The following is a 26,887-nucleotide window of genomic DNA, read 5'->3' as shown; positions in this document are numbered from 1 at the left end:
TCCTACTGGAGGCGGAGCACCGCCGCATTGACCCGTTCGTCGGTCGCCGTCATAGCGATACGGATATGCGACTTTCCCGCTTGCCCGTAAAAGTCGCCCGGCGCTACCAAAATGCCGATTTCGGCTAGTGCGGCCATCTGATCCCAGCAGTTCCGGTCATCGGTCGCCCACAGATAAAGCCCGGCGGTGGAGTGCTCGACCCGCCAGCCGGCCTTCTCCAGAGCCGGCCGCAGCAGGGCCCGCCGCGCGCCGTACAGCTCGCGCTGCTCGGCGGCGTGCCCGTCGTCGTCGAGCGCGGCGGCCATGGCGGCCTGGACCGGCGCCGGCATGATCATGCCGGCGTGCTTGCGCACCTCCAGCAGCCGCTTGACCAGCGCGGGATCACCCGTGACGAACGCCGCGCGGTAGCCGGCCAGGTTGGACCGCTTGGACAGCGAGTGCACGGCGAGCAGGCCCTCGTGGGAGCCGCCGCAGACGTCGGGATGCAGGATCGAGACCGGCCGCTCCTCCCAGCCCAGCTCGATGTAGCACTCGTCGGAGGCGACGACCGCGCCCCGCTCGCGTGCCCAGGCGACGACCTTGCGCAGGTGCTCGGCGGGCAGCACGCGGCCGGTCGGATTCGACGGGGAGTTCACCCACACCAGCGGCACCCTCTCGGGGCCGAGCCCCAGCAGCCCGTCACCCGCGTACGCCGTGGCGCCGGCGATGCGCGCGCCGACGTCGTAGGTCGGATAGGCCAGGGAAGGGATGACCACGCGGTCACCGGGCCGCACGCCGAGCAGGGTGGGCAGCCAGGCGACCAGTTCTTTGGACCCGATGGTCGGCAGCACGTCGGCCGGGTCGACCGTGACACCGTGCCTGCGGGCCAGCCAGCCGGCGGCGGCCGCGCGCAGCCGCTCGGTGCCGTGGGTGAGCGGGTAGCCGGGGCTGTCGGCCGCGGCCGCGAGCGCCTCGCGGGCCACCTCGGGCACCGGGTCGACGGGCGTGCCGACCGACAGGTCGACGATGCCGCCCGGGTGGGCGAGCGCCCGTTCCTTGTACGGCACCAGCCGGTCCCACGGGAAGTCAGGCAGCCCGATCACCGATTACCCCCAAGGTCGATCGTGGACGGCGATGCTCATGGCGACGGCGGGTACCGCGACCTGACGGTCACGGTACCCGTTCGCCTATCGCCGACGTGCGGAAGGTCAGTGCTCCGCGACCTGCGGCGGGAGCGCGGCCACGATCGGGTGATCGCGGTTGATCTTGCCGACCTTGGACGCCCCGCCGGGGGAACCCAGCTCGTCGAAGAACTCGACGTTGGCCTTGTAGAAGTCCTTCCACTGGTCGGGCGTGTCGTCCTCATAGAAGATCGCCTCGACCGGGCAGACCGGCTCGCACGCGCCGCAGTCCACACACTCGTCTGGGTGGATGTAGAGCATGCGGTTGCCCTCGTAGATGCAATCGACGGGGCATTCTTCGATGCACGCCTTGTCCAGCACATCAACGCAAGGCTGCGCGATGACGTAGGTCACCTCGGGCTCCTTCTTCTCCGCGCCTTCGCACGACTCGACCGCGGGTTGCTAGACCTAGTATTGCCGTGCCACCCACATGTCTGAAACGGGAGGGGGGCGAAGCGTGTGACACCGCACTTTGGCGGAAGGCTGACGGTGGCGATCTCGCCCTCCGACGTCGGCCGGCGCGTCACCGTGCGGCGCGCCGATCCCGACGGCTTCCGCGACGCCGTGGGCGTGCTGGAGTCCTGGCAGGACGGCCTGCTGCGGGTGCGCAAGCGCGACGGAACGCTCGTCGCCATCCGCCAGGAGACCATCGTCGCGGCCAGGGTCGTCGCCGAGCGCTGACCCCCCGTCCGCGCGCCGCCGGCCCGCGGCCGTCCGGCGACGCCCGCCCCGCCGCCATCCGGGACGCCCGCCCTCCGCCGTGTGGCAATGCTGCCGCAAACTTCCGCGTGCCTCCTCGACGCGGGAGGATATGACGCTGAGTATTCGATTCGTGACATCACGTGCCGCAGCCGCAGCAGCGCTCCTCGCCACAGCCGTGGCCGGGTGCTCCTCCACGACGACCACAGACACCAAGCAGCCTCCGGTCAACCCCAAGGCGGCCAGCCTCGCCCAGGGGTTCGGCACGATGGACCGCCTCGTCGAGGCGGCGCGCAAGGAAGGCTCCTTGAACCTGGTGGGCGTTCCCCGCGACTGGGTGAACTACGGCGCCATCATCGACCGCTTCACCGGCGAGTACGGGGTGCGGATCAACGTGCTGGAGCCGGGCGCGAGCAGCCAGCGCGAGATCGACGTGGCCAAGAGCGCCACCGCGCCCGAGCGGGTGCCGGACGTCTTCGACGTGGGCGTGGACGTCGCGGTGGCCAACGCCCAGCGCTTCGCCCCGTACAAGGTGACCGCCTGGCAGGACATCCCCGACGGCGTCAAGGACCTCAAGGGCCGGTGGTACGCGGGGTACGGCGGCTATATGTCCATCGGGTACGACCCGCGCAAGGTCCCCGCCCCCAGAACCTTCGCCGACCTGGCCAAGCCCGGGTACGCCGTGGCGCTGCCGGGCGATCCGCTCCAGACGGCGGCGGCCTTCTACGGCGTCATGGCGGCCTCGCTGCAGGGCGGCAGGCCCAAGGCCGAGCGCGGGCTCGCCCTGTTCACCCACCTCAAGAAGACCGGCCGCTTCAGCCTGCCCTCGCAGGCGAACGCGCTGGTCGACTGGGACTACGTGAACGCCGCGAAGGCCGCGCAGACCGCCGGGGACGACAAACCCGCCTGGAAGGCCGTGGTGCCCGCCGACGCCGCGCTCGCCTCCTACTACGTGCAGGCGATCAGCAAGAAGGCCCCGCACCCGGCCGCCGCGCGCCTGTGGGAGGAGTTCCTCTACAGCGACGAGGTGCAGAACCTCTTCCTCAAGGGCTTCGCCCGGCCGGCGCGCATGGAGGCGCTGGAGATGTCCGGCAAGCTCGACCGGGGTGCGGCGGCCAAGCTTCCGCCCGTTCCCCGCACCCCCGTTCTGCTCACCATCCCGCAGACCGACGAGGGCAAGACCTACCTCAGGGCCAACTGGGCCCGCTCGATGGGCTGACATCACCGGCGGGCAAGCTTTCGGACAGATGTGTCGCAAGGACATCAAGGCTCTAAAGTGTCAGTACTTACGGACACACGGGGAAGCGATGTCTGAGAATGCGAGCTGATGGCCTTGCGACACGAAACGCCGAGCTTGATGCGGTGGAACGCACGCGCCTATGACAGTTCGTTCGGCTATGTCTCGGCGCAAGGGGTGCCGCTGATCGAGCTGCTCGACCCCCGGCCGGGCGAGCGCATCCTCGACCTCGGCTGCGGCACGGGGGTGCTGACCGCCGACATCGCGGCCCGGGGCACCACCGTGCTGGGCCTCGACGGCTCCACCACCATGATCGAGGTGGCGCGCGCCCACCATCCCGGGCTGGACTTCATGGTCGGCGACGGCGCCGGCTTCGGCGTCCCGGTGCCCTACGACGCGGTGTTCTCCAACGCCGCCCTCCACTGGATGGGCCGCGACCCCGACGCGGTGATCCGCTGTGTGCGCTCTGCTCTGGCCCCCGGCGGGCGTTTCGTCGCCGAGATGGGCGGCGCGGGCAACTGCGCCGCGCTCACCTCCGCGATGCTGACCGCCTGGCGCGAGTACGGTCTGCCCGAGCCCGAGCTGCCCTGGTACTTCCCCTCCCCCGCCGAGTACGCGCTCCGCCTGGAGAAGGGCGGGTTCACCGTCCGCCTGCTGGAGTACTTCGACCGGCCGACGCCGCTCGACGAGTGCCCGGGCGGCGCCGCCGACTGGGTGCGCATGTTCGCCGGCTCGCTGCTCGACGCGGTGCCGCCCGCCACCGTGGAGCCGTTGCTGCGCCGGGTGAACGAGCTGGCCGCGCCCGCGTTACGCCGGGAATCGGGGTGGATGGCCGACTACGTGAGACTGCGATTCGCGGCTGTGCGGGCCTAACGGCCGTCTACGATCGCGCGGTTTGCCAGACTATGGTCTGGTCATTGGAATCACCGGAGAGGGAACGGGATGAACTTCTGCCTGAGTGATCTCGTGCCTCCGCTTCGCTGGAGTGACGCGACCGGGTTCGCGCAGCTACGGGACGCGCCCGGCCTGCCGGACGCGTGGTGGCGCTCCGTGCCGCTCAGCCGCGTGTTCGCGGTGTTCGGCCCCGAGGCGCTCGGTGAGCTCATCACCGAACTGGCCACCGAGCACTGGCCGGCCGCCGCCGTCGGCGACATCCTGCCCGCGCTGCACGTCATGGACCCCGAGGAGGCCGACGAGCCGCAGGTCTCGATCGCCCTCGACCGCGTCGGCTCCTACACCGGTCTGCTGGCGCTGACCGGCCGCGAGCTTTCCGACCAGCCGTTCATCCGCGCGCGGCCGTTGCTGAACGCGCTGTTCACGGCGGTGTTCGCCCGGCTGGCGCCGGTCGGCGACCAAAGCGCGCACCCTGAAGCCCCCGCCGCCGACGCCTCCTCCACCGGCGCCGGGGCGAACGCGGCCACCTCCACGGGAACCGGGACGAACGCCGCCGGGACCGGGACGAACACCTCCACCGGGGCCGGGGCGAACGCCGCCGCCTCCAGCGGGCCCGGCGCGAACGTGGCCGGCCCCGCCGGAACCGGGGCGAACGCCGCCGCGCCGAGCCGCGCCGCCTCTCCCGCGCAGGCCGACCCGCTTCCCGCGCGTCCCCCCGCGCCGCCGCTGCCCAAGAGGCGCTCCAACCGCGCCAACCGCATCGACGCCGGTGACCCGCTCGGCCTGACCGCGGCCCGCATGGCCGAGGCGGCCCTGCAGCAGCAGGCCGCGGGCGGCCGGGGCGGTCCCCGTCCTTCGCTGTTCACCCCGCCGCCGCGCACCGACCGGCCGCAGCCAGGCTCTGAAAGGCTCGCGCCGGAGCTCCCCTCGCGGGCCGGCGAGGCCCCGCCCTTCGGGCTGCCCGAGATCGGGCTGCCGCCGGGGCCGCGGCCCTTCGTCCCCGAGCCCGAGCCGTACAACCCTGACCCTCTCGGCCGGGACACCGGCCCGGCGGGCCTGAGCCGGGACAACGGCCAGGGGCCTACGGGCAGGGACACCGGCCCGTTCGGCGTCGGCTCGCGCCCGGTCGACGCCGACCTCTTGGCCGCCCCGGTCGCCGCCCCGGCGGCCCCGGTCGCCGCACCAGGAGCCCCGGGCGCCTCCGAGAACCCGCTGCCAGGCGACCGTTCCCAGGACGGCGGCCAGGGCCAGGAGGGCGGCGCCGCCGAGACCGGCGACGGGGCCGAGGCGCAGGCGAGCGGCGTGACCGGCCCTGGCACCGACGAGTTCAGCACCGACCGCGCCGACCGCGCCGAGCCGGACATCGCCGGGCTCATCGACGCCGCCTTCGCCGACCTGGACGACAAGACGTGGGCCGTGGCGCAGAACCACGTGTTCACCGACGCCCCGGCCGCCCCCGAGGAGCTGGCCAAGCTGTTCGCGGTCACGCCGGAGGACATCGTCGCCCTGGAGGAGGGGCTGCGCGCCCGGCTGGCCGGCTGGCTCGACAGCGCCGAGGCCGCGCCGTACACCCAGCACCTGGAGAAGCTCCCCGGCGCCCTGGGCCTCGCCGCGCCCAAGTCGCGCCTGATGGGCGCCGCCGAGTGGCACACCAGGGAGCTGCGCTCGCTGGACGTCCCCGCCTGGCAGTTCGTCCTCGCCACCCTCCCCGGCTACACCGTGCAGGACGACTGGCTGGTCGCCGGCGACATCGCCGAGCTGCGCGAGCAGACCTGCGCCCTGATACTCAACGCCGACCGGCCTCCGACGGTGGCCCGCGCGCTGGAGCTGGTCTCGACCCTGGGCATCCACCCCGAGGTCGCCAAGGAGTGGCTGGAGAACGTCCCGCAGCTCCGCATCCAGAGCAACAAGAGGCCCGGCAAGAGCTCGGGCCAGGGCTCGGTGTCCGAGGCGCCGGCGACCGGCGAGCGGCCGGCCGAACCGGAGGGCTCCGACGCCGCCCCGTCCGGCATGCTCAAGGACGTCTCCATGACCCGCAAGTGTTTCAAGCACCCCGACGGGCTGTGGTGGCTGCGGCTGGACGTCTCCCCCGAGCAGCTCGGCGGCGGCGAGTGCCCGCTGCCGAGCGGCTTCGCGTCCTATCTCGGCCTGAACCCCGGAGACAGCCACACGGTGGCCGGCGCCGCCGGGGACGTCACGCTGAGCTGGCAGGCCCGGCCGGTCATCGAGTCGCTCGGGCCGCTGCTGCAGGAGATGGGCGCCCAGCCGGGGTCCCACCTGTTCCTGACCGTCGCCGAGGAGGACAGTGTCCTGCGGGCCCGGCTGGTGCCCGCGGCGTCCGGCGACCTGGACAAGAACACGATGGCGCTGCGCCTCACGGGCCACACCACCAAGGACAAGGCGGAGTCGCTGGAGGAGACGATCCGGGTGCTGGCCACCCGCATCGGCATGACGGGGCCGGTGGGACTGCCCGACTTGATGAACCGGCTGCGCGAGCGCGGGGACCGCGACCTGCTGTCCCTGATGGTCTGACGGGAGCCGTATGCCCCGGCTCGCGATCGCCCCCGAGGTCCCCCGGGACCTGGACGCGCTGGCCCAGCCCGTGCGCCGGGACGCCGTGGTCGCCATGCGCCGGTTCCTGCGGAACACCACCTCGGCCCCCCACCCCGAGCGGGTGCGCAACACCCGCGACGCGCGGGTCGCGACGCTCCGGCTCGCCGACCAGTGCCGCGGGGTGGTGGCGCGCCAGCGGGACGTGTACTGGATGCTGACCGTGCTGCCGGACGCCGAGGCGTGGTCGTACGCGCAACGGCACCGGTTCGCGGTCAACTCGGCCATCGGGGTCGCCGAGGTGTGGGACGCCGACGCGCTCGAACGGGTCGAGCCGGCGCTGCGCCGGTCGGCGGAGTCCACCGAAGAACGCCTGTTCGCGCACGTCTGCGACACCGACCTGATCGGGCTCGGCGTCGACACCCAGCTCATCCCCCTGTTGCGCCTGATCACCACCGACGCCAACCTCGACGCCCTGGAACCGCTGCTGCCCGAGAGCCAGTTCGCCCCGCTGTGGGTGCTCGGCCAGGGAGGGTCGGTGGCCGAGGCGTGGCGGGCGCTGGACGGGCAGACCGCCGTGCCGCTGAGCGGCGCCGCCGTGGACGTCGCCGACCTGCCCGCCGCGCTCGAACGCACGCCCGACCGCGCGGTGTTCGTGTCCGGCCCGGCCGACCTCGACCGGCTCCTCGCCGTCCCGCACTGGTGCACGTTCCTCTACCCGGCGCAGTACCGGCTCTCCCACCAGGACGGGTTCGAGGGGTCGGTGCTGGTCACCGGCGGAGCGGGCACCGGCAAGACGCTGGTCGCCCTGCACCGCGCCGCCCACCTGGCCCGCGCCGGAGACGGCAGGGTCCTGCTCGTGACCTTCTCGCAGGGCGTCGCGGCCGACGTGGCGGCCAAGCTCGACCTGATGGTCGAGGAGGCCGACGCCCGTGCGCGCATCGAGGTGGGCAACGTCGAGCGCCTGGCCCACCGCATCGTCGCCGAGGCGGAGGGGCGTCCCCCGCTGCTCGTCGGCGGCCCCGACCTGGCCACGCTGTGGCAGGAGGCCGCCGAACTCTCCGGAGACGTGCACAGCGCGGCGTTCCTGCTGCGCGAGTGGGAGCAGGTCATCCTGGCGCAGAACCTGTGCACCGTCCAGGAGTACCTCGCCGCGCGGCGCCTCGGCCGCAGCGTGGAGCTGGACGACGACGAGCGCACGGCCGTCTGGAAGGCCATCGAGCACGTGACCGGGCGGCTGCGCGCCACCGGCAGGCGCACGCTGCTCCAGCTCGCCGCGCAGGCGTCCACGCTGCTGGGCCGCGACACCGGCGACCTGCTCGGCGACGACGCGCCCCGGGTCGAGCCGTACCGGCACATCGTCGTGGACGAGGCCCAGGACCTGCACCCGGCCCAGTGGCGGCTGCTGCGGGCCGCGGTGCCCCCCGGACCGGACGACCTGTTCATCGTGGGCGACCCGCACCAGCGCGTCTTCGACACGCGGGTGGCGCTCAGCACGCTCGGCGTCAAGGCCGAGAGCCACCGCCTGTCGATCTCCCACCGCCTGCCGCAGGACCTGCTGACGTGGGCGGTGCGGGTGCGCGGCGGCGGGCCGGTCGACGGCCTGGTGGACGGCGTCACCGACCTGGTGGGCTTTCGCGCGGCGCGCCCCGGCCACCGTCCCGAGGTGCGCGAGTACACCTCACCGGAGGCCGAGCTCGCCGGGCTGGCCGCGCACGTCGCCGGCTGGCTGCGGGAAGACGTCCCCGCCGAGGAGATCGCCGTGGCGGCGCGCACCGCCGAGCTGGTCAGGCAGGTCAGGGCGGCGCTCGGCCAGGCCGCGGCGGGCGTCAGGGTCAGCACCATGCACGGGCTGAAGGGCCTGGAGTTCCGCCGCGTCGCGCTGGTCGGCGTGGCCGACGGCGTCGTGCCCGCCATGGAAACGCTGACCCCCGTGGACGAGGACCCGACCGCACGCGCCCATGACCTGCAACGCGAGCGCGGCCTGCTGTACATGGCGTGCACCCGGGCCTCCGAACGGCTGTATGTGTCCTATTCGGGGCGCGCAAGTCCCTTCCTGCCACCATGACCCAATAACCTGAACTGCGGATAAGAGCGAGTCTCATCCCGACTCAAGCCCCATGCCGGTAGGACCCCCATGAATCTGAGCCTTAGCGACATCGTGCCTCCCCTGCGCTGGACATCGCCCGGCCAGGTCGAGCCGATCGCGAGCGACGCCCGTCTCCCGGACGCGTGGTGGCAGGCGCTTCCTCTGGACCGTGCCTGCCTGATCGCCGGAACCGCGCAGATCGCGGGACGGCTGGCCGATCTGGCCATGGCCTGCTGGGGTCACCTGCCGCTCGGCGACATCCTGCCCCTGCTGCGCATGACCGACCCGGACAAGTGCCTGCGCCCCCCGCAGTCGCGGGAGGAGGTGGCGGCCCTGTTCGGGGCCGTGCTGGCGCGGCTGCTGGCCTCCGAGTCCGGGACCCTTCCGGACGGCTCCGCCGGACGCGACGCCCCCGCGGGACGCGACGACGCCCAGCGCGGCGCCGCCGGACGCGACGCCGCCGGACGCGACGCCGCCGCCGCGCCGGTGCCGCCGGCCGTGCCCGAGCGGCCGATCCCCGAGCTGATCGACGCGATCTTCGCCGAGCTGGACGACCGGCAGCGGGCCATCGCCGCCGACCGCGTCTACGCCGAGCGCCGGGTGACGCTGGACGAGCTCGCGCAGCGGTTCTCGGTCACCCGCGAGCGCATCCGGCAGATCGAACGCGACCTGCGCGACCACGTCCAGGCCCGGCTCGCCGCCCCCGAGGCCGCCCCGCTGACGGCCCACCTGGCCTGGCTGCGGGGACGCCTCGGCTCGGCCGTGCCCGCCGAGGACCTCGCGGCCGCCGTCCCCTGGCACCGCGCCGACCTGTCGACGCTCGGCGTGCCGACCTGGCGGTTCATCCGCTCCCTGCTGACCGGGTACGACCAGGTGGAGGGGTGGCTGGTCGCCGGCGGCGGCGACGAGCTGAAGGAAAAAACGCGTCAGCTCTTCACCGACGGCCCGGTGAAGCTGCCGGAGGCGGTCACGATGGTCGCCCAGCTCGGCATCCGCGAGGACGTCGCCGAACGCTGGCTCGGCTCGGTCCCCCACCTGCGCATCCTGGAGGGCCACGTCGTCCCCTGGCCGCGCAGCGTCAACGAGAAGGCCGAGGCCGTGCTGGCCGTCGCCGAGAGCCCGCTCAGCCCCGAGGAGATCCAGAGCCGCATCGGCGAGGACTACAGCCTGGTCGGCATCCGCAACCAGCTCACCGCCGACGAGCGGTTCCTGCGCGTCGACCGCAACAGGTACGGGCTGACGCGCTGGGGCGGCGAAGAGTACATCGGCATCCGCGAGATGATCGTGCGCGAGATCGAGCGGGCGGGCGGCGAGGCGTCGGTGAACAGCATCGTCGCCAACCTGACCACCCGCTACGAGGTCAGCGAGAGCTCGGTGCGCGCGTACGCGGGCGGGCCGGGCTTCGAGCGCACCCAGCGGGGCTGGATCCGCGTCGCCGCGCCCGAGCAGGCCGAGCCGTACCAGCCGCGCCGGGACGTGTCGATGACCCGCCGGTCCTTCCGCAGCCGCGACGGACGCTGGTGGCACCGCGTGGACGTCAACGCCGAGCACCTGCGCGGGTCCGGCTCGCCGCTGCCGACCGGCTTCGCCGCGCACCTCGGCATGGCCCCCGGCGGCCAGCTCACCACCTCGACGCCGTCGGGCGACGTGGTGATCAGCTGGCACAACCAGCCGACGATGGGGTCGATCAGGGCGGTGCTGGCCGACTACAACGCCGGCGAGGGCGACTCGATCTTCCTGACCGTGTCGGACGGCGGCGAACTGCTCACCCGCTACCTGCCGCAGGCCGCCACCGGGCTGCCGCCGATCAACATGGCGCTGCACCTCATCGGGTACACCGCGCCGGTGGCGTCGGAGGCGGAGGCGCTGCGCCTGATCGGGGCGCGCATCGGCCTGCCCGAGGGCGCGTCCCGGGAGGAGATCCTGACCCGGCTGCGCGAGCGCGGCGACCGCGACATCCTCGCCTTCCTCGACCCGGAGGCGCCATGACCGCCGGGCCCCGCGCGCCGCGTGATCGAAAGGCGGTGAGCGGCGGCGCCAGGTCCACGGACACGGGATGATCCATCGCCTAAGCTCGATGGCATGCTGCGGCTCTATGACACCCGGTCCAGGCGGCTCGAGCCGATCGTCCCCGACAACGGGCGGGTCGTGCGCGTGTACGCCTGCGGCCCGACCGTCTACCGGTTCGCCCACGTGGGCAACCTCCGGTCGTACCTGCTGCCCGACCTGATCCGCCGGGTGCTCGAGCAGCACCACGTCCGGTCGGTGGTGTGCCAGAACATCACCGACGTCGGCCACCTCGTCGACGACGACGCCATCGACCCCACCGGCGAGGACAAGGTCCTGCAGCAGGCCCGCCGCGAGGGCCGCTCGGCGCTGGAGATCGCCCGCTACTACGAGGACGCCTTCCGCCGGGACACCGCCGCGCTCAACATGCGCACCCCCGAGTACACCCCGCGCGCCTCCGAGAGCATCGACCTGATGATCGAGCTGATCGCCAAGCTCATCGACATGGGTCACGCCTACGCCGTGGACGACGGCTCGGTGTTCTTCGACGCCAAGAGCTTCCCCTCCTACGGCGAGATCTCGGGCAACCGGCTCGACGCGCTCAAGCCCGGCCACCGCGTCGAAGGGGTGGACGAGCGCAAGCGCTTCCACGCCGACTGGGCGCTGTGGAAGGGCGCCGACCGCGAGATGACGTGGGAGACCCCGTGGGGCCGGGGCTTCCCCGGCTGGCACATCGAGTGCTCGGCCATGTCCCTGCGCTTCCTCGGCGGGAACATCGACGTCCACACCGGCGGCAAAGACCTGCGCTTCCCCCACCACGAGGACGAACGCGCCCAGTCCAACGCCTCGGTGGGCCACGACGTCGTCAAACACTGGGTGCACGGCGAGCACCTGCTGTTCGACGGCCGCAAGATGGCCAAGTCGACCGGCAACGTCGTCCTGCTCTCCGACGTCGAGGACGCCGGCCTCGACCCGCTCGCCGTGCGGCTGGCGTTCCTCGAGCACCGCTACCGCCAGCAGATGAACCTCACCTGGGACACCCTGCACGCGGCCGACCGCACGCTGCGCCGCTGGCGGCAGCGCGTCGCCGAGTGGGCCGAGTCCCCGAGCCGGCCGATCGCCGCCGACTACGCCCGCCGCGCCCAGGACGCCTTCGACGACGACCTGGACACCCCCGCCGCCCTGCGCGTGCTGCGCGAGCTCGAACGCGACGAGACGGTGGACCCCGGGTCGCGGTTCGAGACGTTCCTGCACCTGGACCACATGCTGGGCCTCGACCTGTCGGTGGACATCGGCAAGCCGCCCGCCGTCCCGGTCCTCCCGCCGGGCGCGGCCGAACTGCTGGAGGCCCGCGCCAAGGCCCGCGAGGCCAAAGACTGGCCCGCCTCCGACCGCCTCCGCGACGAACTCGCCGCCCTCGGCGTCAAGGTCACCGACACCCCCGAAGGCCAAACCTGGTCCTGACCCACCAAGGCCCTCGCCTACGCGCCCAGGGGCGCTCAGGCTCGGGCCGCGCTTCCCATGGACCTCCCCTCGGCGAGGCGGGATCGCCGATCGTCAGACCGCTATAGCGCTGATGCCCGGCAGATCGCCGAAGCGAGCCTTCGCGTCACGACTCACGACCGTGCGTCCGCACTCCAGCGCATGCGCCGCGATGATGAGGTCGTGCGGCCCGCGCGGCGTGCCGTTTCGGCGCACGTGTGCGATCAGGCGGGCATGATGAGCCGCCGTGACGTCCGTGTAGTCGAGCACGTCCACAGCGGACGTGATCGCGGCGAGAGCGCGAGACCGCTGAGCCGCGCGTGCCACCGAGTCCGCGAGCTCGATGCCCACCCGGTACTCGGCCACGGTCACCGCCGCGATGGCCAGGTCATCGGCGTCGAAGGCACCACGGTCGATGGAGCCACGCTCATATGCGATGAGGACGTTGGTGTCCAGGATCAGGCGTCGGCCCACGGGTCGCTCTCTTCACCGTGGAGAAGGGTCAGCGCGGCCGCGATGTCCTCCTCGAAGCGATCATCTGGCGGCGGGATGTCGGCCAACGCCGTACGGAGATCAGCTCCAGTACGCCGATGGGCCGGCCTGATCTCCGCGACCGCGTGATTTCCCCGCGTGATCGTGATCGTCTCGCCACGCTCGATAGCATCCAAGAGATCAGAGAACCGTCGTGACGCCTCGGTGGCGGTCATAGTCCGCATACTTCCAGAGTATCTGATTATCAGATTCACGGTGCCCTCCCGCACAAGTCGTGGGACTCGACACGAGCCGAACTCCCGGATCGAAGGTCGTCCCGGTCGTGCCATCGGTGCCGACGACACCGCGATCTCGGGCTCCTGGACCTGCATCCTGAATGACCGGACATGGCGACGCGGCAGATCACGCCACGACGCGCCGTCTCGACTGATACCCAGGCCGGTGGGCGCCGGAGTCACTACAGTGCTCCGGCATGACGGACATGTCATTTTTGGAGGACACGCGCGCGGGGTACGACGCCATCGCGAAGGATTACGTGGAAATGGTCCGGGGCCATCTGGCCCGTACCCCGCTGGATCGGGCGATGCTCGCGGTTTTCGCCGAGATCGTGCGCGACAGCGTCGGGACGGCCGCCGGTGGGCTGGTCGCCGAGGTGGGGTGCGGACCCGGGCGGATCACCGGGCACCTGCACGAGCTGGGGCTGGACATCTTCGGCATCGACCTGTCGCCCGAGATGGTGGCGCTGGCCCGGAAGGCCCACCCCGACCTGCGGTTCGAGGAGGGGTCGATGACGGCCCTCGACCTGCCGGACGGCGGCCTCGCCGGCCTGGTCTCCTGGTACTCGTTCATCCACATCCCGCCCGAGCACCGGCCGGACGTGCTCGCCGAGTTCCACCGGGTGCTGGCCCCGGGCGGTCACCTGCTCCTCGCCTTCCAGGTCGGCGACGAGCCCGTCGTCTACACCGAGGCGTTCGGCCACCAGGTCTCGCTCGTCTTCCACCGGCTGTCCCCGGACGGCACCGCGGATCTGCTGCGCGACGCCGGTTTCGAGCTGACCGCCCGGCTGCTCCGCGAGCCCGACGAGTCGGAGAAGGCTCAGCAGGGCTTCCTCATGGCCCGCAAGCCCGCCGCGACCATGTGATCGTCACGCCGGGGCGTGTCCGGATGTGGACGCTTTGTGAACCAGACATTGATATGTGCCGTCCTCTTTCGCCCCAACGATCACATGAGGAGCACATATGCGTGCCAGGTCCCTTCTCTCCATCGCGACACTCGCCGCCGGCATGTCCATCGCCGTACAGCCCGCCCACGCCGGGACCACTGACGCCGCGTCCGCCACGGCGGCCGCGGCCGTCCAGATCACCCGGGTCTGGTACGACTCGCCGGGCGTGGACCGGCGGACCAACACCAGCCTGAACGCCGAGTACGTCCGCCTGACCAACACCGGCCGCCGGGCGGTCGACCTCACGGGATGGACGGTGCGCGACAGGACCGGCTACCGGTACACGATCGGCGTCCTGACGCTTCGAGCCGGCAAGACGCTGACCATCCGCACCGGCCAAGGGACCGACGGCACCAGCACGGTCTACTGGAACCGGCGCCAGTACGTCTGGAACAACGACACCGACGCCGCCTACCTGCGCGACGCCTCCGCCCGCCTGATCGACTCCTGCTCCTACACCGCCACCCCCAGCGCCTACACCAAGTGCTGAACCACACCACCGACGCCCCCGGCCGCCTGCGCGTCTCAACGGCCGGGGGCGCGTCCGGGAGAGTTCGGCGCGGGGGCCACTCGTTCGGCGAGGGAGAACAGGGCTTCGGTGTGGGAGCGGTCGGCGTCCAGGTGGGTGAAGAGGTTCACGCCCAGGTAGAACGTGATCGCCGCAGACGCCAGATCGCGCGGCGGCACCTGGCCGGCGGCGAGCCGCCGATGACGGCCACATGAGCTGTGACAGAGCGTTGAGCTGCCGATAGTTGAGGCCCCTCGCCTGCTGTTCTGAAATCCGCGCGGGCTTCTGCTGCCACCGAAGGGACTCCAGAAGGCCTGGAACCGGCTTCGGGCGAATACCGACTTGCGCACGGCCGCCGTGAAGATCGCCAGTCGATACCAGGTCGACATGTCCACCCTGGCGCGTCGACTCGTGGAGCTTGAGCTGACCTCGTCAGGTGAGGCCGGGCAGGTCCGCGAGTTTTGTACGACGAGAGCCGACTTCGTCGAACTCAACCTGGTGCCGGGGAACGAACCGAGTCCGCCCTTCATGGCCAGGGCTTACGAGGAGGCGGTTCTACGGCTCTATCGCAGCGCCACGATTTCCGCCGCCCGGGCGGTCGACCTCCTGATGAACACCTGGACCGAGGACGACCTTCCCGTCTTGCCCGCCCTGCCGCCCAGTGTCATCTGGCAGTTCGTGTCCTGAGCCCCCATGGACGATCGGAGCGCCGCGTGTGGCCAGGCTGGATCAGGAGGTGCTTGGCTTGGGGGTTAGTAGGGTTGGGGTGGCTTTGATGAGTTTCAGGGGGGCTTTGCCGTAGTGCTTGGGTAGTTCCTTGGCGGCCTTGGTCACGTTGTCCACGCCGACCTCCACGGCCGTGCCGTCCGGGGTGACGGCGATCGAGGTGATCGTGATGCCGCGTGCCGCCCAGTATGGGACGTCCTGGGTGACCCGTCGCGCTGTCGCGTCGAGGTCGCGGGCCGAATGGGCGGCATCGTGCGGCTTGACCGGCGCGCCGGGGAACTTCTGTCGCAGGGCGGCGTCCAGCTCGGCCGACGGGCGCCGGTAGACGATCACGGCGTGGCCGGGCACGTCGAGGACCACGCCCGCGTAATGGCCGGGAAAGCGTGGCCGCAGGTAGTCCTCGACCCGGCCGGCGAGGACCGCGAGCTCATCCTGACCGCTCGGCCCCGGGACCGGACCGCCGGTGGGCCGCCCTGGCGTGCTCCGTCCCGCGGCCGGGGGCGCGGAGGGCGGCCGCGGGGTGTCGTCGGCCGCCGGGGTGGAGGCGGCGCAGGCCATCATGGCGGTGACCACACAGCCGAAGAGCACGGACGTCGTGCCGATGCGATGCTGATGGTGCATGATGGCGCCTCCTGGATTCCGGTTGTCGCACACCTGACGAACATAAGACGGAAATCGGCCGTGTGGCGTTCACCGCATTTCCGCGGCGCGCCGTTCCCGCCGCACACTGTCCATATTTCAGAGACTTATCGGCTCGTCGGTTAGATGTCATATATTGCCCACCCCGTCCGCCGATCATCGCGTCGGGGCGAACTTCATGAACGCGGTGAAACGGAAAACGGGAAAGAGGCCGGCGCCGGAGACCGGCCTCTTGATCGGTCGATACGTCAGCCGAGCACGATCGCGATTCCCGGGAAGGCCGTGGTCGCGTTGCTCCACGGGGAGTAGTAGATGCGCCAGGTGCAGACACGGCCGGTGGGCCGGTAGCCGGTACAGGGGACCTGGGTGCCGTAGTCGGTGGCGGTGACGATGCCCGCGGCGTAGACCTGGTTGGTGTTGTTCGGGTTGGTGACCTCGACCGGGCCGCCGCTGTCGCCGCCGCCGGCCGCGTTCATGAACGACTGCTGCTCGGCGCGGACGGTGCCCTGGATCAGCCAGCCCACGTTGATCGTGACGTTGACCGCGGTGACCCTGATGGTGCAGTTGGTGCCGGAGAAGCCGCCGGAGGTGCAGACGTACTGGCCGACGATCGAACTGGTGGTGCCGACCACGGCGTTGCTGAACTCCGTGGCGACGCTGCCGAGGGGGTTGTTGAAGACCCGGCCCCCCGCGCTGGTGCCGATGAGGAGCACGTCACGTGAGGAGTCCTTGTGTGTGACGGCGCCGATGACCTGGCCGGTGGGGTCCGCGGCGGTCTGGCCGACCGACGCGCAGTGCGCCGAGGTCAGCATCTTGCTGACGCCCTGGTAGGTCACCGCGAAACCGGTCGTGCAGGCGGGTGACGGGGTGCCCCACACCGAACCGCCCCACCAGGGCGAGGTGTCGTCCCAGCGGCCGGCGACCTTGGGCCGCACGCCTTGCTCAAGGGTGACCGGAACCGCCGCGCCGGAGATCGCCGTGCGGGTCGCGCCGGCCGAGGCCGTGGCGGCCCTCAGGCCGGAGCCGTCCTGCAGGGGCTCGATGGAGGTGAGAAGATCGCGGTTGGCCCGGATGAGACGGTTCGCCTCCCCCTCCAGCTCACGCGCCGAGTACCGCGCCGGTAGGACGCTGACCGCCACGTCGTGCCGCAGCCGGCCCACGAGGTCGTTGATCGCCTTGGGGGGCTCGCCCTTCCAGTACACGCGCAGTTCGCGGCTCTCCGGGGCCGCGATCATGCCGGCGTAACCGTCGCCGCCGCCGTCGCCGTCCGCCAGGGCGGCGGTGATCCGGTCGGCGGCCCTGACCATCTTCCGCTGGTCGAGCAGCAGGTCCTTCCATGAGGCGTAGCCACCCGGCACCGGCCCGGCGTGCTCGACGGATCCGGTGGTCCGGGGCTTGACGGGGTCCGGGGCGCTCGCGGCCTGGGCGGTGCCCATCCCTGCGGCGGCGACCACGGAGCAGATCACCAGGGCGAGACAACGGAATCGGGATGACCTGCTGGTTCTCGGGGGGTTGTTCACTTTCGCGATCCTCCTGAGCGACGACCTCGGCACTGCCAAGCGACGGCCTCCGCACTTCACGCGAGCGACGGCCGGTCGGTACCTCGTCCACATCGGCGCGGGCCCGGCCGGCCGCGTACGGGCGACGAAAAGGGGCCGGCACCTGCGCGCCGGCCCCTGATCGCCCGGATCAGACCTCGCCGATCATCCGAGGACGATGGCGATGCCGGGGAAGGCCGCGGTCGCGTTGCTCCACGGCGAGTAGTACATCCGCCAGGCGCAGGTACGGCCGCTGGTGACGTAGCCGGTGCAGGCCACCGCGGTGCTGCCGTCGATGGCGGTGTTGACGCCCGCCGCGTACACCTGGGCGGTGTTGGCCGAGTTGACGACCTCCACCGAGCCGCCGCTGTCGCCCTGGCCGACCGCGTTGGTGTGCGCCGACTGCTCGGCACGGACCGTGCCCGTGATCAGGTAGCCCACGTTGATCGTGACGCCGACCTGCTGCACCTGGATGCTGCAGTTGGTGCCCGAGTAGGCGCCGGAGGTGCAGACCCACAGGCCCACGTAGGAGCTGAAGGTGCCGATGACCTGGTTGCTGAACTCCGGCGAGATGGAGCCGGGGTTGTTGTTGTAGACCCGGCCCGCGGAGGTGCCGTTGATCAGCAGCACGTCGAGGCCGTTGTTGTCCGGCGAGATCGAGCCGATCACCTGACCGGTCGGGTCGGTGGCCGTCTGACCGGAGTCGCCGCAGTGGCCCGCGGAGAGCATCCTGCTCGTCCCGCCGTAGGTGACCGCGAAGCCCGTCGAGCAGCCGCCGCCGGTGCTGGCGTTGCGCCAGGCACCGCCGCCCCACCAGGGCGAGGTGTCGTTCCAGCGGGTGGTCAGCGACGGCTTGACGCCGGCCTCCACGGTGACCGGCACCGAGGAGTCGGCGACCTTCGAGCGGGTCAGCCCGTAGTCGGCGCCCGAGACCGTGAGGCCCGAGCCGTCGGCGTTCGGCGCGATCGCGGTGATCGCGTCACCCGACACACGGACGAGGCGGTTCATCTCGCGCTCAAGCTCGCGGGCCGAGTAGGCCGCGGGCAGGACGCTGACGGGGACGTCCTGGCGCAGCGCACCGACCAGGTCGCCGACGCGCTTGGGAACCCCTCCCTTCCAGTAGACGCGCAGTTCGCGGTTCTCCGGCGCCGCGATGATGCCGGCGAATCCGGCGCCGCCCTGGCCCTTGGCGGCGGCGGTGACGCGGTCGGCCGCCTTGACCAGCTTCTCCTGGGTGGCCAGCAGGTCCTTCCAGGAGGCGAAACCGCCAGGGACCTCGCTGGTCTGCTGGATGGGCTGGGTGGCGGTGTCCTTGACGGGCTTGGGAGCCGCTGCGGCCTGGGCGGTGCCCATTCCGACCGCGACGAGGGCGACTCCTAACGCCATTGCCAGCCGACGGGTGGATCGCGGGGCTCTCTCGGTGATCGGGGGGATTTTCACCTGGATGCTCCTCCGTACCTTCCTTGCGGGGATGCATCCGGTATTCCATGCATTAAAGGGCTAATCAACGTCTTGACCGTTATTTCGCCACCTGGTAAGTGGCGCTGTCGGACAGTCAGATGCCGGTATTCCGGTTTCGCACTTACGGCAGGTGACCGGCGCCTTACCGAGGCGCCACCTGGGGACACCCATTTCCCGGCATCCGGAATCGCGGCATCCGGGTCATCCGACCCACTGTCCGCTTCTGGACATGGTGAAAAAGCTACCCGTGCCGCTCAATCAATCGTGATCGCGTTCTCCTCCGGCCCGCGCCCTGGGACGCGAGCCGGACGAACAGAGCCCCGGGGGTCAGCCCGTAAGCGTGCGGGTCTCGCCGATGGCGAGGTCCCACAGGTCGGCGCGGTCGCGGCCCGAGGCGATCCAGGCGGCGCGGGCCTCCTGTACGGGGGCCATCAGCGGCTCACCGGACAGGACGAACGTGCCCCAGTGCATGGTCGCCATCCGCCGGGCACCGGCGTCCTCGCACGCCTGGACGGCCTCGGCCGGGTCGACGTGGGTGACGTGCATGAACCAGCGCGGCTCGTAGGCGCCCACCGGCATGAGCGCGAGGTCGATGCCCGGGTAGCGTTCGCCGATCTGCTTGAAGCGCTCCCCGTAGGCCGTGTCGCCCGCGAAGTAGACCCGCTGGTGCGGGGACGTCAGCACCCATCCGCCCCACAGCGACTTGCAGGTGTCGAACAGCGTCCTCCGGCTCCAGTGGTGCGCGGGGACGAAGTCGAAGCTCACCTCGCCGATCTGCGCGCTCTCCCACCAGTCCAGCTCGGTGACGTTCGTGAACCCCCTCTTGGTGAACCAGCTCGCGAGGTTGGCGGGGACGAACACGGGCGTGTGACGGGGCAGTCGGCGCATCGTCGGGGCGTCGAGGTGGTCGTAGTGGTTGTGGCTGATGACGACGGCGTCGATCGGCGGCAGGTCGCTCCAGGCGAGACCGGGCGGGGTGAGCCGCTGGCGGACGCCGGGGATCTTGCGGGACCACACCGGGTCGGTCAGCACGGTGAGCCCGCCGATGCGCAGCACGTACGTGGCGTGGCCGACCCAGGTGATCGCGGCGTCCTGGGCGGCGACCGGCGGCAGGCCGGCGCGCAGCACCGGGATCTGGTCGACGTCGCCGATGTCGGGACGCAGGCCACCGTGCCAGGTGACGCTGACGATCTCCCGGAAGTCGGGCAGCGGGCAGGTCAGGCGGTCCTTGAAGTCGGCGGGAAAGGGACGCCGGCGCGCCGGCCCACCGGGCTCGCGGGACGGAGGCGCCGGCCGGCGGGCCGGAGCCGCGGGTGCGCGGGAGGAGGTGACGGCCGGACGGGTCGAAGGCACGGCCGGCGCGGCCGCCGAGGCGCCCCGCCCGGGCGACGGCGTCGCGGACGGGCGCGGGGAAGTGACGGGTTCGCTCGGCGGAGCCGGGGGGACCTCAGGACTGACGGTTTGCGACATTCGACCCTCCTGGTTCGTCACCGAGTGGAGGCGGGTTGTTCCGTTGGGAGATCGCCACTCTGCTGTCATGATCCCCCGTGAGCGGAAAACATGCCTCAGCCGTCCGAGGTATCCGTCATGTCCTCCCTTATGCCGACACGATGTGCCGAAATCTCCTGCTCAGTGCAGGTGTGACACGTAGTAACCTTTCCGAGGGCTGCCGGCCCCTCTCTCACTCCAGGGTGCGCCTCCGCCATCGGGCGACGTGTCTCGGGTATCCCCCCTCCTCCAGGTCGGCGAGGCGCTCGAAGACGTTCCACGAGGCCGGATGGCCGCAGACGACCAGGGAGAACCCGGCCGCGAGCACGTACAGGAGCAGCAGGGGAAGCCCGACGCAGAAGGCGTACTGGGTGGCGTGCCGCGCCTCGTGCCTGAGCAGCGCCCCGGTCAGGTAGCCCTCCCCCTGGGCCGTCAGGACGACGTTGCCCACCGTGAAGGCGCCCGCGACCGGGAAGCGGATGCGGTACCCGTGCGCGTACAGCAGGCCATGCTCGCCACGCCGCACCCGGGCCCGCCCGGCCACGGCGATGAGCAGCCCGAGCGGCGTCGACAGGTTGAGATAGTTGATCACCTGCCTGGCCCGGTGCCTACCGCGCATGCCTCGATTGTCGCTCAGCGACCCGGACGGGCGGTAGCTCCCCACCGAACAGGCGACCTGGCGAGGGCTTGGCACGGTCAGCCGCCTGAGCGGCGGTAGCGGCCTTCGTGGAACATCAGCGGCGGGGCGTTCCTCGGGAGATCCGCCGAGACGACGCCGCCGACCACGATGGAGTGGTCGCCCGCCTGGTGCACGGCCGTCGTCCGGCATTCCAGCGTCGCGATGGCGCTGTCGAACAGGGCCAGCCCCAGCGAGCCGCGCCGGTGGGACCAGCGTTCGAGCTGCCTTTCCAGCGTGAGGCCGCGCGTGGCGAACGCCCGGGAGGCGTCCTCGCCGTCCTCGCCGAGGATCGAGATGCCGAACACGCCCGCGTCGAGGACGGCGGCGTGGAACCTGGCGATCTTCTCGACGCAGATGAGCACCAGCAGCGGTTCCAGGGAGACCGAGGCGAAGGAGTTGACCGTCATGGCGTGGTCCACCCCGCCCGACAGGGTGGTGGCGATGGCGACGCCGGTGGCGAAGCGGCCGGTCACCTTCCGGAAGACCTCCTGATCGAGGCGGTTCTCCGCGGATCCCTGATGCACGCTGGCCAGCTTATGCGGACATACCATCCGAGATGTTCATGGGCCGTGCCTTGGCGCCGAACGGGCCCTGGCGCAGCAGCCACGAGCCCGACGAGGGAATGAGCAGGACGGCGACCACCAGGGCCACGGCCCCGCCGCCGAGATACCAGTAGCCGGCGGGAGTGGCCGCCACGACCAGATCGCCCTCTGGCCGCTTGACCGAGAACATCAGCGCGGCGAGCATCCAGCCCATGCCGGGGACGAAGGCGCCCAGCTTGGTGCCCATCAGCCGGCCGGCGCCGTACAGCAGCCCGAAGAGCAGGAGCGAGAGAACGATGGGGACGGGCGTCACCCAGTCGCCCAAACCCCAGGAGTGCTGCAGCCCGGACACGACCCCGTAGACGACGCCGAGCACGAAGAGCGCGCCGTACGCGGCACCGGTGACCGCCGCGCCCGGCTCGGCCTCGGGCGGGTACTCCTCCCGCCACCTGTCAAGCCAGGACTCGGCGCCGGCCTCCGCATGGTCACCCGCGCGCAGGCCATCGCCGTCGGCCCTGGCCTGGCGGAACGCATCGGCCCTGGCCTGCTCTTCGTCCATATTGGGAAGGCTAGCCGATGCCCGCGAAGAGATCGTCTTCGCGGTCGAACGGCTCGCCGAGCCCTCCCTGGTCGACCGGCAGGGCGTGGCCGGCCGGGCCTCGGACGCCGGCCTTGAGGATGTAGTGCTCGATGCCGAGCGACCACTCGCCCAGGCTCTCGGACACGGCGAACCACGGCGCGGTGAGGTCGATCTGCGAGCGGTGGGCCCGCATGGCCTCCAGCTTGGCCGCCCCGTACGCGCGGGCGTCGATCGCGGTGGTGACGTCGGCGTCGTCGGAGCCGAAGGGGATGTCCTCCATCGCCTCGTCGGTGAAGAAGTCGGTGCCGGCCTCGCGCATCGCCTCACCGACCCTGCGCAGCGCCGACTTGGCCATGGTGGTGAAGTAGAACTTGGCGATCTGCCAGGGCTCGCCCTCGCCGAAGGAGGGGTCGGCGGCCAGTTCGAAGGCGCGCCAGGCGACGCGGTGGGCCTGGATGTGGTCGGGATGGCCGTAGAAGCCGTTCTCGTCGTAGGTGACCAGCACCTGCGGCCGGACCTCACGAATGATCTTCACCAGCTCGCCGGCCGCCTCGTCGAGGTCGGCGCGCCAGAAGCAGCCGGGGTTGTCGTTGGTGGGCACTCCCATCATGCCCGAATCGCGCCAGCGGCCGGCGCCGCCCAGGAAGCGGTGATCGTCGACGCCGAGCACCTTGCAGGCGGCCTCCAGCTCGCCGATGCGGTGCTCGCCCAGCCGGTCTTCTTTGTCGGAGGCGAGATGGGCGAGGTCGGGCACGACGATCTCGCCCTCTTCGCCGAGGGTGCAGGTGACCAGCGTGACATGGGCGCCCTCGGCGGCGTATTTGGCCATCGTGGCGCCCGTACTGCTGGTCTCGTCGTCGGGGTGGGCGTGCACGAGCATCAAGCGACGGTCGGTCATACCCAGAGGCTAGCCAAGCCCACCGACAGAAAAGCGCCTCTCAGTGCCGAACTGGCAGGATGAGAGGATGAGTCAGAGCTTTGCCCGCCTTTACGCGAAGACCCGCCGCTTCACCCTGGGGGTGCCCCGCGGGTTCACCATCTCCCCTGACGGCGGCCGCGTCGTCTTCCTGCGCAGCCGGTCGGGCACCGATCCCGTGACCTGCCTGTGGGAGCTCGACCTCACATCCGGCGCCGAACGCCTGGTCGTCGACCCCGCCGACCTCGGCGCGGCCGACGAGGACCTTCCCGCCGAAGAGCGGGCCCGCCGCGAACGGGCCAGGGAGCAGGCCGGCGGCGTCGTCGCCTACGCCACGGACGCCGCCGTGTCCTCGGCCGTGTTCGCGCTGTCGGGCGGGCTCTACCTGGCAGACCTGCCCTCGGGCTCCGTGCGGCGGCTGGACACCTCAGGTCCGGTGATCGATCCGCGCCTGTCCTCCGACGGCGCCAGGGTCGCGTACGTGACCGGCGGGGCGCTGCACGTGCAGGAGGTCGCCACGGGCGCCGGCCGCGCTCTGGCCACGCCCGAGGCCGAGGGCGTCACCTACGGTCTGGCCGAGTTCGTCGCCGCCGAGGAGCTCGACCGCCTCCGCGGCCACTGGTGGTCGCCCGACGGCACGGCGCTGCTCGCCGAACGGGCCGACGAGTCCCCCGTGCAGGTGTGGCACATCGCCGACCCGGCCAACCCGTCCCGCACGCCGGCCGCGGTGGCCTATCCCGCCGCCGGCACCCCCAACGCCACGGTGGAGCTGGTGGTCCTCGGGCTGGACGGCTCGCGCGTCCCGGTCCCGTTCGACGACGAGTACCTGGTGACGGCCGTCTGGGACCGGCACGGCCTGGTGATCGTCACCATGCCCCGCGACCAGAAGGCGGTCAGGATCTTCTCCGTCGACCCGGCCACCGGCGCGTCCCGGCTCCTGCGCGAGGACACCGACGCGGCGTGGGTGGACGTCGTCGGCGGGGTGCCGGCGCGCCTGCCGGACGGCACGCTGGTGTGGACGGCCGACGCCGACGGCGGGCGGCGCCTGATCATCGGGGACGCCCCGGTGACCCCGCCCACCTTGCAGGTGCGCGACGTGCTGGGCGTGGACGGCGACACCGTGCTGTTCCGCGCGAGCGGCGACCCGACCGAGATCCACCTGTGGACCTGGTCGGCCGGGTCCATCACCCCGCTCACCGAGAAGCCCGGCGTGTACACCGGCCGGCTCTGCGCGGGCACCCTGCTGATCAGCGGCCAGACCCTGGACGGCCCTGCCACCACCGTCCAGGTGCGGCGCGGCGATCGCCGCCTGCACATCGGCTCGCTCGCCGAACGCCCCCCGCTGGAGCCCCGCGTCTCGCTGGTGCGCACGGGCGGGCGCGAGCTGGCCACCGCCGTCCTGCTGCCGAGCGGGCACGTGCCGGGCTCGCGGCGGCTGCCCGTCCTCATGGATCCCTACGGCGGGCCGCACGGCCAGCGGGTCATGGCCAACGGGCGCATCTTCCTGGAGCCTCAGTGGTTCGCCGACCAGGGCTTCGCGGTGATCGTGGCCGACGGCCGCGGCACGCCCGGACGTGGCCCGGCGTTCGAGCGCGAGGTGCTGCACAATGTGCCGGGTCCGGTGCTGGAGGACCAGATCGACGCGCTGCGGGGCGTCGCCCAGCTGTACCCCGACGACCTCGACCTGAACCGGGTCGCCATCAAGGGCTGGTCGTTCGGCGGTTACCTTGCGGCCCTGGCGGTGCTGCGCCGGCCCGACGTGTTCCACGCGGCCGTCGCCGGCGCCCCGGTCACCGACTGGCGCCTGTACGACACCGCCTACACCGAGCGCTACCTCGGCCACCCCGACGAGCGGCCGGAGGTGTACGAGCAGACCTCGCTGATGGCCGACGCCGAGAAGCTCCAGCGGCCGCTGCTGCTCATCCACGGCCTGGCCGACGACAACGTCGTGGCGGCGCACACGCTGCGCCTGTCGTCGGCGCTGCTGGCCGCGGGCCGCCCGCACACCGTCCTGCCGCTGTCGGGCGTCACCCACATGACCCCGCAGGAGGTCGTCGCCGAGAACCTCCTGCACCTCCAGGTCGACTTCCTCAAGAAGTCGCTCAACATCTGACCGGCTGCGCTCGCCCGCCGATGTCGGCCCTCTCCCCGTTCACGGTTCCCCGGCGGCGAGAGGGCCGGTCTCGTCGTGGAGCGTTCGCGGACCGGCTCCGGGCGTGAACGTTTCGTATCGATGGAGACGGTCGCTGGGACGCCCCTCTCCCGAAGCCGCAGGTACGCGGTCGGCGGCTGCCGCCCTGCCCCGGGGTTTCTCCGGATAGGTTTGTTGACTAACCCAATTAAACCGGCTTAGCTCCCATGCGCGGCCGGCCGCACCCTTCCCTCCATCGGCCGGCGCCGCGGGGAAGGAGCGCACGGTCATATGTCGCTGAAACTGTCGCTGAAACGGTTGCTGCCGGCCGGCGGAGCGCTGGCCGCCGTGTGTTCGGCGTTCGTCCTGGTGCCGTCACACGCGTCGGCGGCGGCGGCGTGCCGGGTGTCCTACGCGATCTCCTCGCAGTGGGGCGGGGGGTTCAACGCCGATGTGACGGTCACCAACCTGGGTGACCCCGTCTCGAGCTGGCAGCTGCAGTGGTCCTTCGACGCCGGACAGACCGTCACCCAAGGGTGGAACGCCTCCTTCACGCAAAGCGGGGCCGCGGTGACCGCCGCGAACGTCTCCTACAACGGAGCACTGGGCACCGGGGCCGGGGCCACCTTCGGCTTCAACGGCACCTGGACGGGCGCCAACCCCGTCCCCACGACCTTCACCCTCAACGGCACCACCTGCAACGGCCCGGCCACACCAACACCCACGCCGACACCCACGCCGACACCCACACCCACGCCCACGCCGACACCGACACCGACACCGACACCGACACCGACTCCCACGCCGACCGGTCAGCCGACCGTGGCGTCCGACGGCAGCGGGAAGTACCGGACCGTACAGGCGGCCATCAACGCCGTCCCGTCGAACAACACCAGCAGGGTCGTCATCACGATCAAGCCGGGCACCTACCGCGAGATCGTCACGGTCAACAAGCCGTACGTCACCCTGCAGGGCCTCGGCTCCTCGCCCGCGAACACGGTGATCGTGAACAACCGGTCGGCGGGCAGCAGCGGCGGCACGTTCAGCAGCTACACCGCCATGGTGTCCGCCCGCGACGTCACGGCGACCAACCTGACGATCTCCAACGACTACAACGAGAACGGCACCACGGTCGACCAGCAGGCCGTCGCGCTGCGCCTGGACGCCGACCGCACGACCCTTACGAACGTCCGGCTGCTCGGCGACCAGGACACCCTGCTGGTCAACGACTCGGCCCGCGCGTACGTCAGAGGCTCCTACGTCGAGGGGACGGTCGACTTCATCTTCGGCGGCGGCACCGGCGTGTTCGACAACTGCGACATCTACGAGAAGCGCAGCACCGGCGGGCCGCTCACCGCGGCGCGCACCGCGGCCGCCAAGACCTACGGCTTCCTGATCTACAAGTCGCGGATCACCGGCGCGACCGGCAACACCACCACGCTGGGACGTCCCTGGGGTCCGAACGCCCAGGTGCTCTACCGGGAGTCCTCGCTGAGCGGGACGATCAAGACCTCCCAGCCCTGGACCGACATGTCCGGAAACTCATGGAGGAACGCGCGGTTCTTCGAGTACCGGAACACCGGATCAGGTGCGGGGACGAACTCCAACCGTCCGCAGCTCCCCGACTCACAGGCGGCGAACTACACCCCGCAGCGGTACCTCGCCGGTTCCGACGGCTGGAACCCCGTCGGCTGAACCGAGGAGGATCCACGACCTGACCCTGAGGTGAGACCGGGCCGGGGGGGGGGGGGGGGGGGGGGGGGGGGGGGGGGGGTTGGTGGGGGGGGGGGGGGGGGGGGGGGGGGGGAGGGGGGGGGGGGGGGGGGGGGGGGGGGGGGGGGAGGATG

Annotated in this window: 24 protein-coding genes and 1 pseudogene; 12 read left to right on the top strand and 13 right to left on the bottom strand. The window is 71.5% G+C overall.

Features of this window, described 5'->3' with window-relative positions; all coding sequences use genetic code 11:
- Positions 1-2: 2 nt before the first annotated feature.
- Together dapC and fdxA are read right to left on the bottom strand one after the other, a co-directional pair.
- Complete coding sequence (gene dapC / locus ACZ6QO_RS33740) at positions 3-1,082, bottom strand: succinyldiaminopimelate transaminase (protein WP_465856851.1); 1,080 nt, start codon at positions 1,080-1,082, stop codon at positions 3-5.
- 105 nt (positions 1,083-1,187) lie between these two features.
- Complete coding sequence (gene fdxA / locus ACZ6QO_RS33735; protein ID WP_465856849.1) at positions 1,188-1,514, bottom strand: ferredoxin; 327 nt, start codon at positions 1,512-1,514, stop codon at positions 1,188-1,190.
- 135 nt (positions 1,515-1,649) lie between these two features.
- Here fdxA and ACZ6QO_RS33730 point away from each other — a divergent pair, with 135 nt between their 5' ends.
- The 7 genes from ACZ6QO_RS33730 to cysS all read left to right on the top strand — a co-directional run bounded on the left by ACZ6QO_RS33730 (position 1,650) and on the right by cysS (position 12,100).
- Positions 1,650-1,841 carry a putative acetyltransferase gene (locus ACZ6QO_RS33730; protein ID WP_465856847.1) on the top strand — a complete coding sequence of 64 codons (192 nt, stop codon included), beginning with the start codon at positions 1,650-1,652 and terminating at the stop codon, positions 1,839-1,841.
- A 151-nt stretch (positions 1,842-1,992) separates the two neighbouring features.
- On the top strand, positions 1,993-3,078 hold the full coding sequence (locus ACZ6QO_RS33725) for an ABC transporter substrate-binding protein (protein ID WP_465856845.1): 1,086 nt from the start codon (positions 1,993-1,995) through the stop codon (positions 3,076-3,078).
- Between the two features lie 108 nt (positions 3,079-3,186).
- Complete coding sequence (locus ACZ6QO_RS33720; RefSeq protein WP_465856843.1) at positions 3,187-3,969, top strand: class I SAM-dependent methyltransferase; 783 nt, start codon at positions 3,187-3,189, stop codon at positions 3,967-3,969.
- Between the two features lie 93 nt (positions 3,970-4,062).
- Positions 4,063-6,522: a hypothetical protein gene (locus tag ACZ6QO_RS33715; RefSeq protein WP_465856841.1), complete on the top strand. Its 2,460-nt coding sequence runs from the start codon at positions 4,063-4,065 to the stop codon at positions 6,520-6,522.
- 10 nt (positions 6,523-6,532) lie between these two features.
- A complete protein-coding gene (locus ACZ6QO_RS33710) occupies positions 6,533-8,608 on the top strand; it encodes a UvrD-helicase domain-containing protein (protein WP_465856839.1) in 2,076 nt (691 codons plus the stop codon).
- Between the two features lie 69 nt (positions 8,609-8,677).
- Complete coding sequence (locus ACZ6QO_RS33705) at positions 8,678-10,618, top strand: sigma factor-like helix-turn-helix DNA-binding protein (protein WP_465856837.1); 1,941 nt, start codon at positions 8,678-8,680, stop codon at positions 10,616-10,618.
- Positions 10,619-10,711: 93 nt separating this feature from the next.
- On the top strand, positions 10,712-12,100 hold the full coding sequence (gene cysS / locus ACZ6QO_RS33700) for a cysteine--tRNA ligase (RefSeq protein ID WP_465856835.1): 1,389 nt from the start codon (positions 10,712-10,714) through the stop codon (positions 12,098-12,100).
- A gap of 93 nt (positions 12,101-12,193) precedes the next feature.
- On the opposite strand, the gene ACZ6QO_RS33695 is transcribed toward cysS, so the two are convergent.
- Positions 12,194-12,592 (bottom strand): PIN domain-containing protein, encoded by a 399-nt coding sequence (locus ACZ6QO_RS33695; protein ID WP_465856833.1) that lies wholly within the window; start codon positions 12,590-12,592, stop codon positions 12,194-12,196.
- Positions 12,577-12,825, bottom strand: a complete 249-nt coding sequence (locus tag ACZ6QO_RS33690; protein WP_465856831.1) for a type II toxin-antitoxin system Phd/YefM family antitoxin — start codon at positions 12,823-12,825, stop codon at positions 12,577-12,579. Before ACZ6QO_RS33690 ends, ACZ6QO_RS33695 begins: the two co-directional genes overlap by 16 nt.
- Before the next feature lie 257 nt (positions 12,826-13,082).
- Here ACZ6QO_RS33690 and ACZ6QO_RS33685 point away from each other — a divergent pair, with 257 nt between their 5' ends.
- Together ACZ6QO_RS33685 and ACZ6QO_RS33680 are read left to right on the top strand one after the other, a co-directional pair.
- Positions 13,083-13,751 (top strand): class I SAM-dependent methyltransferase, encoded by a 669-nt coding sequence (locus ACZ6QO_RS33685; RefSeq protein WP_465856829.1) that lies wholly within the window; start codon positions 13,083-13,085, stop codon positions 13,749-13,751.
- Positions 13,752-13,848: 97 nt separating this feature from the next.
- Positions 13,849-14,322: a lamin tail domain-containing protein gene (locus tag ACZ6QO_RS33680; RefSeq protein WP_465856827.1), complete on the top strand. Its 474-nt coding sequence runs from the start codon at positions 13,849-13,851 to the stop codon at positions 14,320-14,322.
- 35 nt (positions 14,323-14,357) lie between these two features.
- On the opposite strand, the pseudogene ACZ6QO_RS33675 reads toward ACZ6QO_RS33680, so the two are convergent.
- Positions 14,358-14,519, bottom strand: a pseudogene (locus ACZ6QO_RS33675) (hypothetical protein); the annotation flags it as partial.
- Positions 14,520-14,727: 208 nt separating this feature from the next.
- Between ACZ6QO_RS33675 and ACZ6QO_RS33670 the strand changes: the two are divergent.
- Entirely contained in the window at positions 14,728-15,027 is a 300-nt protein-coding gene (locus tag ACZ6QO_RS33670) for a hypothetical protein (RefSeq protein WP_465856825.1), read from the top strand.
- A gap of 42 nt (positions 15,028-15,069) precedes the next feature.
- Here the strand turns inward: ACZ6QO_RS33670 and ACZ6QO_RS33665 are convergent, their stop codons facing one another.
- The 8 genes from ACZ6QO_RS33665 to mshB form a co-directional block, all read right to left on the bottom strand.
- Positions 15,070-15,687 carry a hypothetical protein gene (locus tag ACZ6QO_RS33665; RefSeq protein WP_465856823.1) on the bottom strand — a complete coding sequence of 206 codons (618 nt, stop codon included), beginning with the start codon at positions 15,685-15,687 and terminating at the stop codon, positions 15,070-15,072.
- Positions 15,688-15,953: 266 nt separating this feature from the next.
- On the bottom strand, positions 15,954-17,171 hold the full coding sequence (locus ACZ6QO_RS33660; protein WP_465856821.1) for a chymotrypsin family serine protease: 1,218 nt from the start codon (positions 17,169-17,171) through the stop codon (positions 15,954-15,956).
- A gap of 237 nt (positions 17,172-17,408) precedes the next feature.
- A complete protein-coding gene (locus ACZ6QO_RS33655; RefSeq protein WP_465856819.1) occupies positions 17,409-18,683 on the bottom strand; it encodes a chymotrypsin family serine protease in 1,275 nt (424 codons plus the stop codon).
- Between the two features lie 348 nt (positions 18,684-19,031).
- The gene (locus ACZ6QO_RS33650; protein WP_465856817.1) at positions 19,032-20,174 is read right to left on the bottom strand and encodes an MBL fold metallo-hydrolase; all 1,143 of its coding nucleotides are present in this window, start codon (positions 20,172-20,174) and stop codon (positions 19,032-19,034) included.
- Positions 20,175-20,385: 211 nt separating this feature from the next.
- Positions 20,386-20,811 carry a hypothetical protein gene (locus ACZ6QO_RS33645; RefSeq protein WP_465856815.1) on the bottom strand — a complete coding sequence of 142 codons (426 nt, stop codon included), beginning with the start codon at positions 20,809-20,811 and terminating at the stop codon, positions 20,386-20,388.
- Positions 20,812-20,888: 77 nt separating this feature from the next.
- Positions 20,889-21,395, bottom strand: a complete 507-nt coding sequence (locus ACZ6QO_RS33640) for a flavin reductase family protein (protein WP_465856813.1) — start codon at positions 21,393-21,395, stop codon at positions 20,889-20,891.
- A gap of 10 nt (positions 21,396-21,405) precedes the next feature.
- On the bottom strand, positions 21,406-21,972 hold the full coding sequence (locus ACZ6QO_RS33635) for a DUF6113 family protein (RefSeq protein WP_465856811.1): 567 nt from the start codon (positions 21,970-21,972) through the stop codon (positions 21,406-21,408).
- 10 nt (positions 21,973-21,982) lie between these two features.
- Complete coding sequence (mshB, locus tag ACZ6QO_RS33630; RefSeq protein ID WP_465856809.1) at positions 21,983-22,891, bottom strand: N-acetyl-1-D-myo-inositol-2-amino-2-deoxy-alpha-D-glucopyranoside deacetylase; 909 nt, start codon at positions 22,889-22,891, stop codon at positions 21,983-21,985.
- 67 nt (positions 22,892-22,958) lie between these two features.
- On the opposite strand from mshB, the gene ACZ6QO_RS33625 reads away from it, so the two are divergent.
- Positions 22,959-25,022, top strand: coding sequence for a S9 family peptidase (locus ACZ6QO_RS33625; RefSeq protein WP_465856807.1), 2,064 nt, complete (start codon positions 22,959-22,961; stop codon positions 25,020-25,022).
- Positions 25,023-25,331: 309 nt separating this feature from the next.
- Positions 25,332-26,735, top strand: a complete 1,404-nt coding sequence (locus ACZ6QO_RS33620; RefSeq protein WP_465856805.1) for a pectinesterase family protein — start codon at positions 25,332-25,334, stop codon at positions 26,733-26,735.
- Positions 26,736-26,887 lie beyond the last annotated feature (152 nt).

The organism is Sphaerisporangium sp. NPDC049457, from assembly GCF_055586705.1.
This window is presented reverse-complemented; position numbering and strand designations above follow the sequence as displayed.

Coding starts and splice junctions, on each gene's coding strand:
- ACZ6QO_RS33720 (WP_465856843.1), top strand. CDS start 3,187: ATGGCCTTGCGACACGAAACGCCGAGCTTGATGCGGTGGAACGCACGC.
- cysS (WP_465856835.1), top strand. CDS start 10,712: ATGCTGCGGCTCTATGACACCCGGTCCAGGCGGCTCGAGCCGATCGTC.
- ACZ6QO_RS33705 (WP_465856837.1), top strand. CDS start 8,678: ATGAATCTGAGCCTTAGCGACATCGTGCCTCCCCTGCGCTGGACATCG.
- ACZ6QO_RS33710 (WP_465856839.1), top strand. CDS start 6,533: ATGCCCCGGCTCGCGATCGCCCCCGAGGTCCCCCGGGACCTGGACGCG.
- ACZ6QO_RS33650 (WP_465856817.1), bottom strand. CDS start 20,174: ATGTCGCAAACCGTCAGTCCTGAGGTCCCCCCGGCTCCGCCGAGCGAA.
- ACZ6QO_RS33635 (WP_465856811.1), bottom strand. CDS start 21,972: ATGGACGAAGAGCAGGCCAGGGCCGATGCGTTCCGCCAGGCCAGGGCC.
- ACZ6QO_RS33645 (WP_465856815.1), bottom strand. CDS start 20,811: ATGCGCGGTAGGCACCGGGCCAGGCAGGTGATCAACTATCTCAACCTG.
- ACZ6QO_RS33685 (WP_465856829.1), top strand. CDS start 13,083: ATGACGGACATGTCATTTTTGGAGGACACGCGCGCGGGGTACGACGCC.
- ACZ6QO_RS33665 (WP_465856823.1), bottom strand. CDS start 15,687: ATGCACCATCAGCATCGCATCGGCACGACGTCCGTGCTCTTCGGCTGT.
- mshB (WP_465856809.1), bottom strand. CDS start 22,891: ATGACCGACCGTCGCTTGATGCTCGTGCACGCCCACCCCGACGACGAG.
- ACZ6QO_RS33620 (WP_465856805.1), top strand. CDS start 25,332: ATGTCGCTGAAACTGTCGCTGAAACGGTTGCTGCCGGCCGGCGGAGCG.
- ACZ6QO_RS33625 (WP_465856807.1), top strand. CDS start 22,959: ATGAGTCAGAGCTTTGCCCGCCTTTACGCGAAGACCCGCCGCTTCACC.
- ACZ6QO_RS33670 (WP_465856825.1), top strand. CDS start 14,728: ATGTCCACCCTGGCGCGTCGACTCGTGGAGCTTGAGCTGACCTCGTCA.
- ACZ6QO_RS33680 (WP_465856827.1), top strand. CDS start 13,849: ATGCGTGCCAGGTCCCTTCTCTCCATCGCGACACTCGCCGCCGGCATG.
- ACZ6QO_RS33690 (WP_465856831.1), bottom strand. CDS start 12,825: ATGACCGCCACCGAGGCGTCACGACGGTTCTCTGATCTCTTGGATGCT.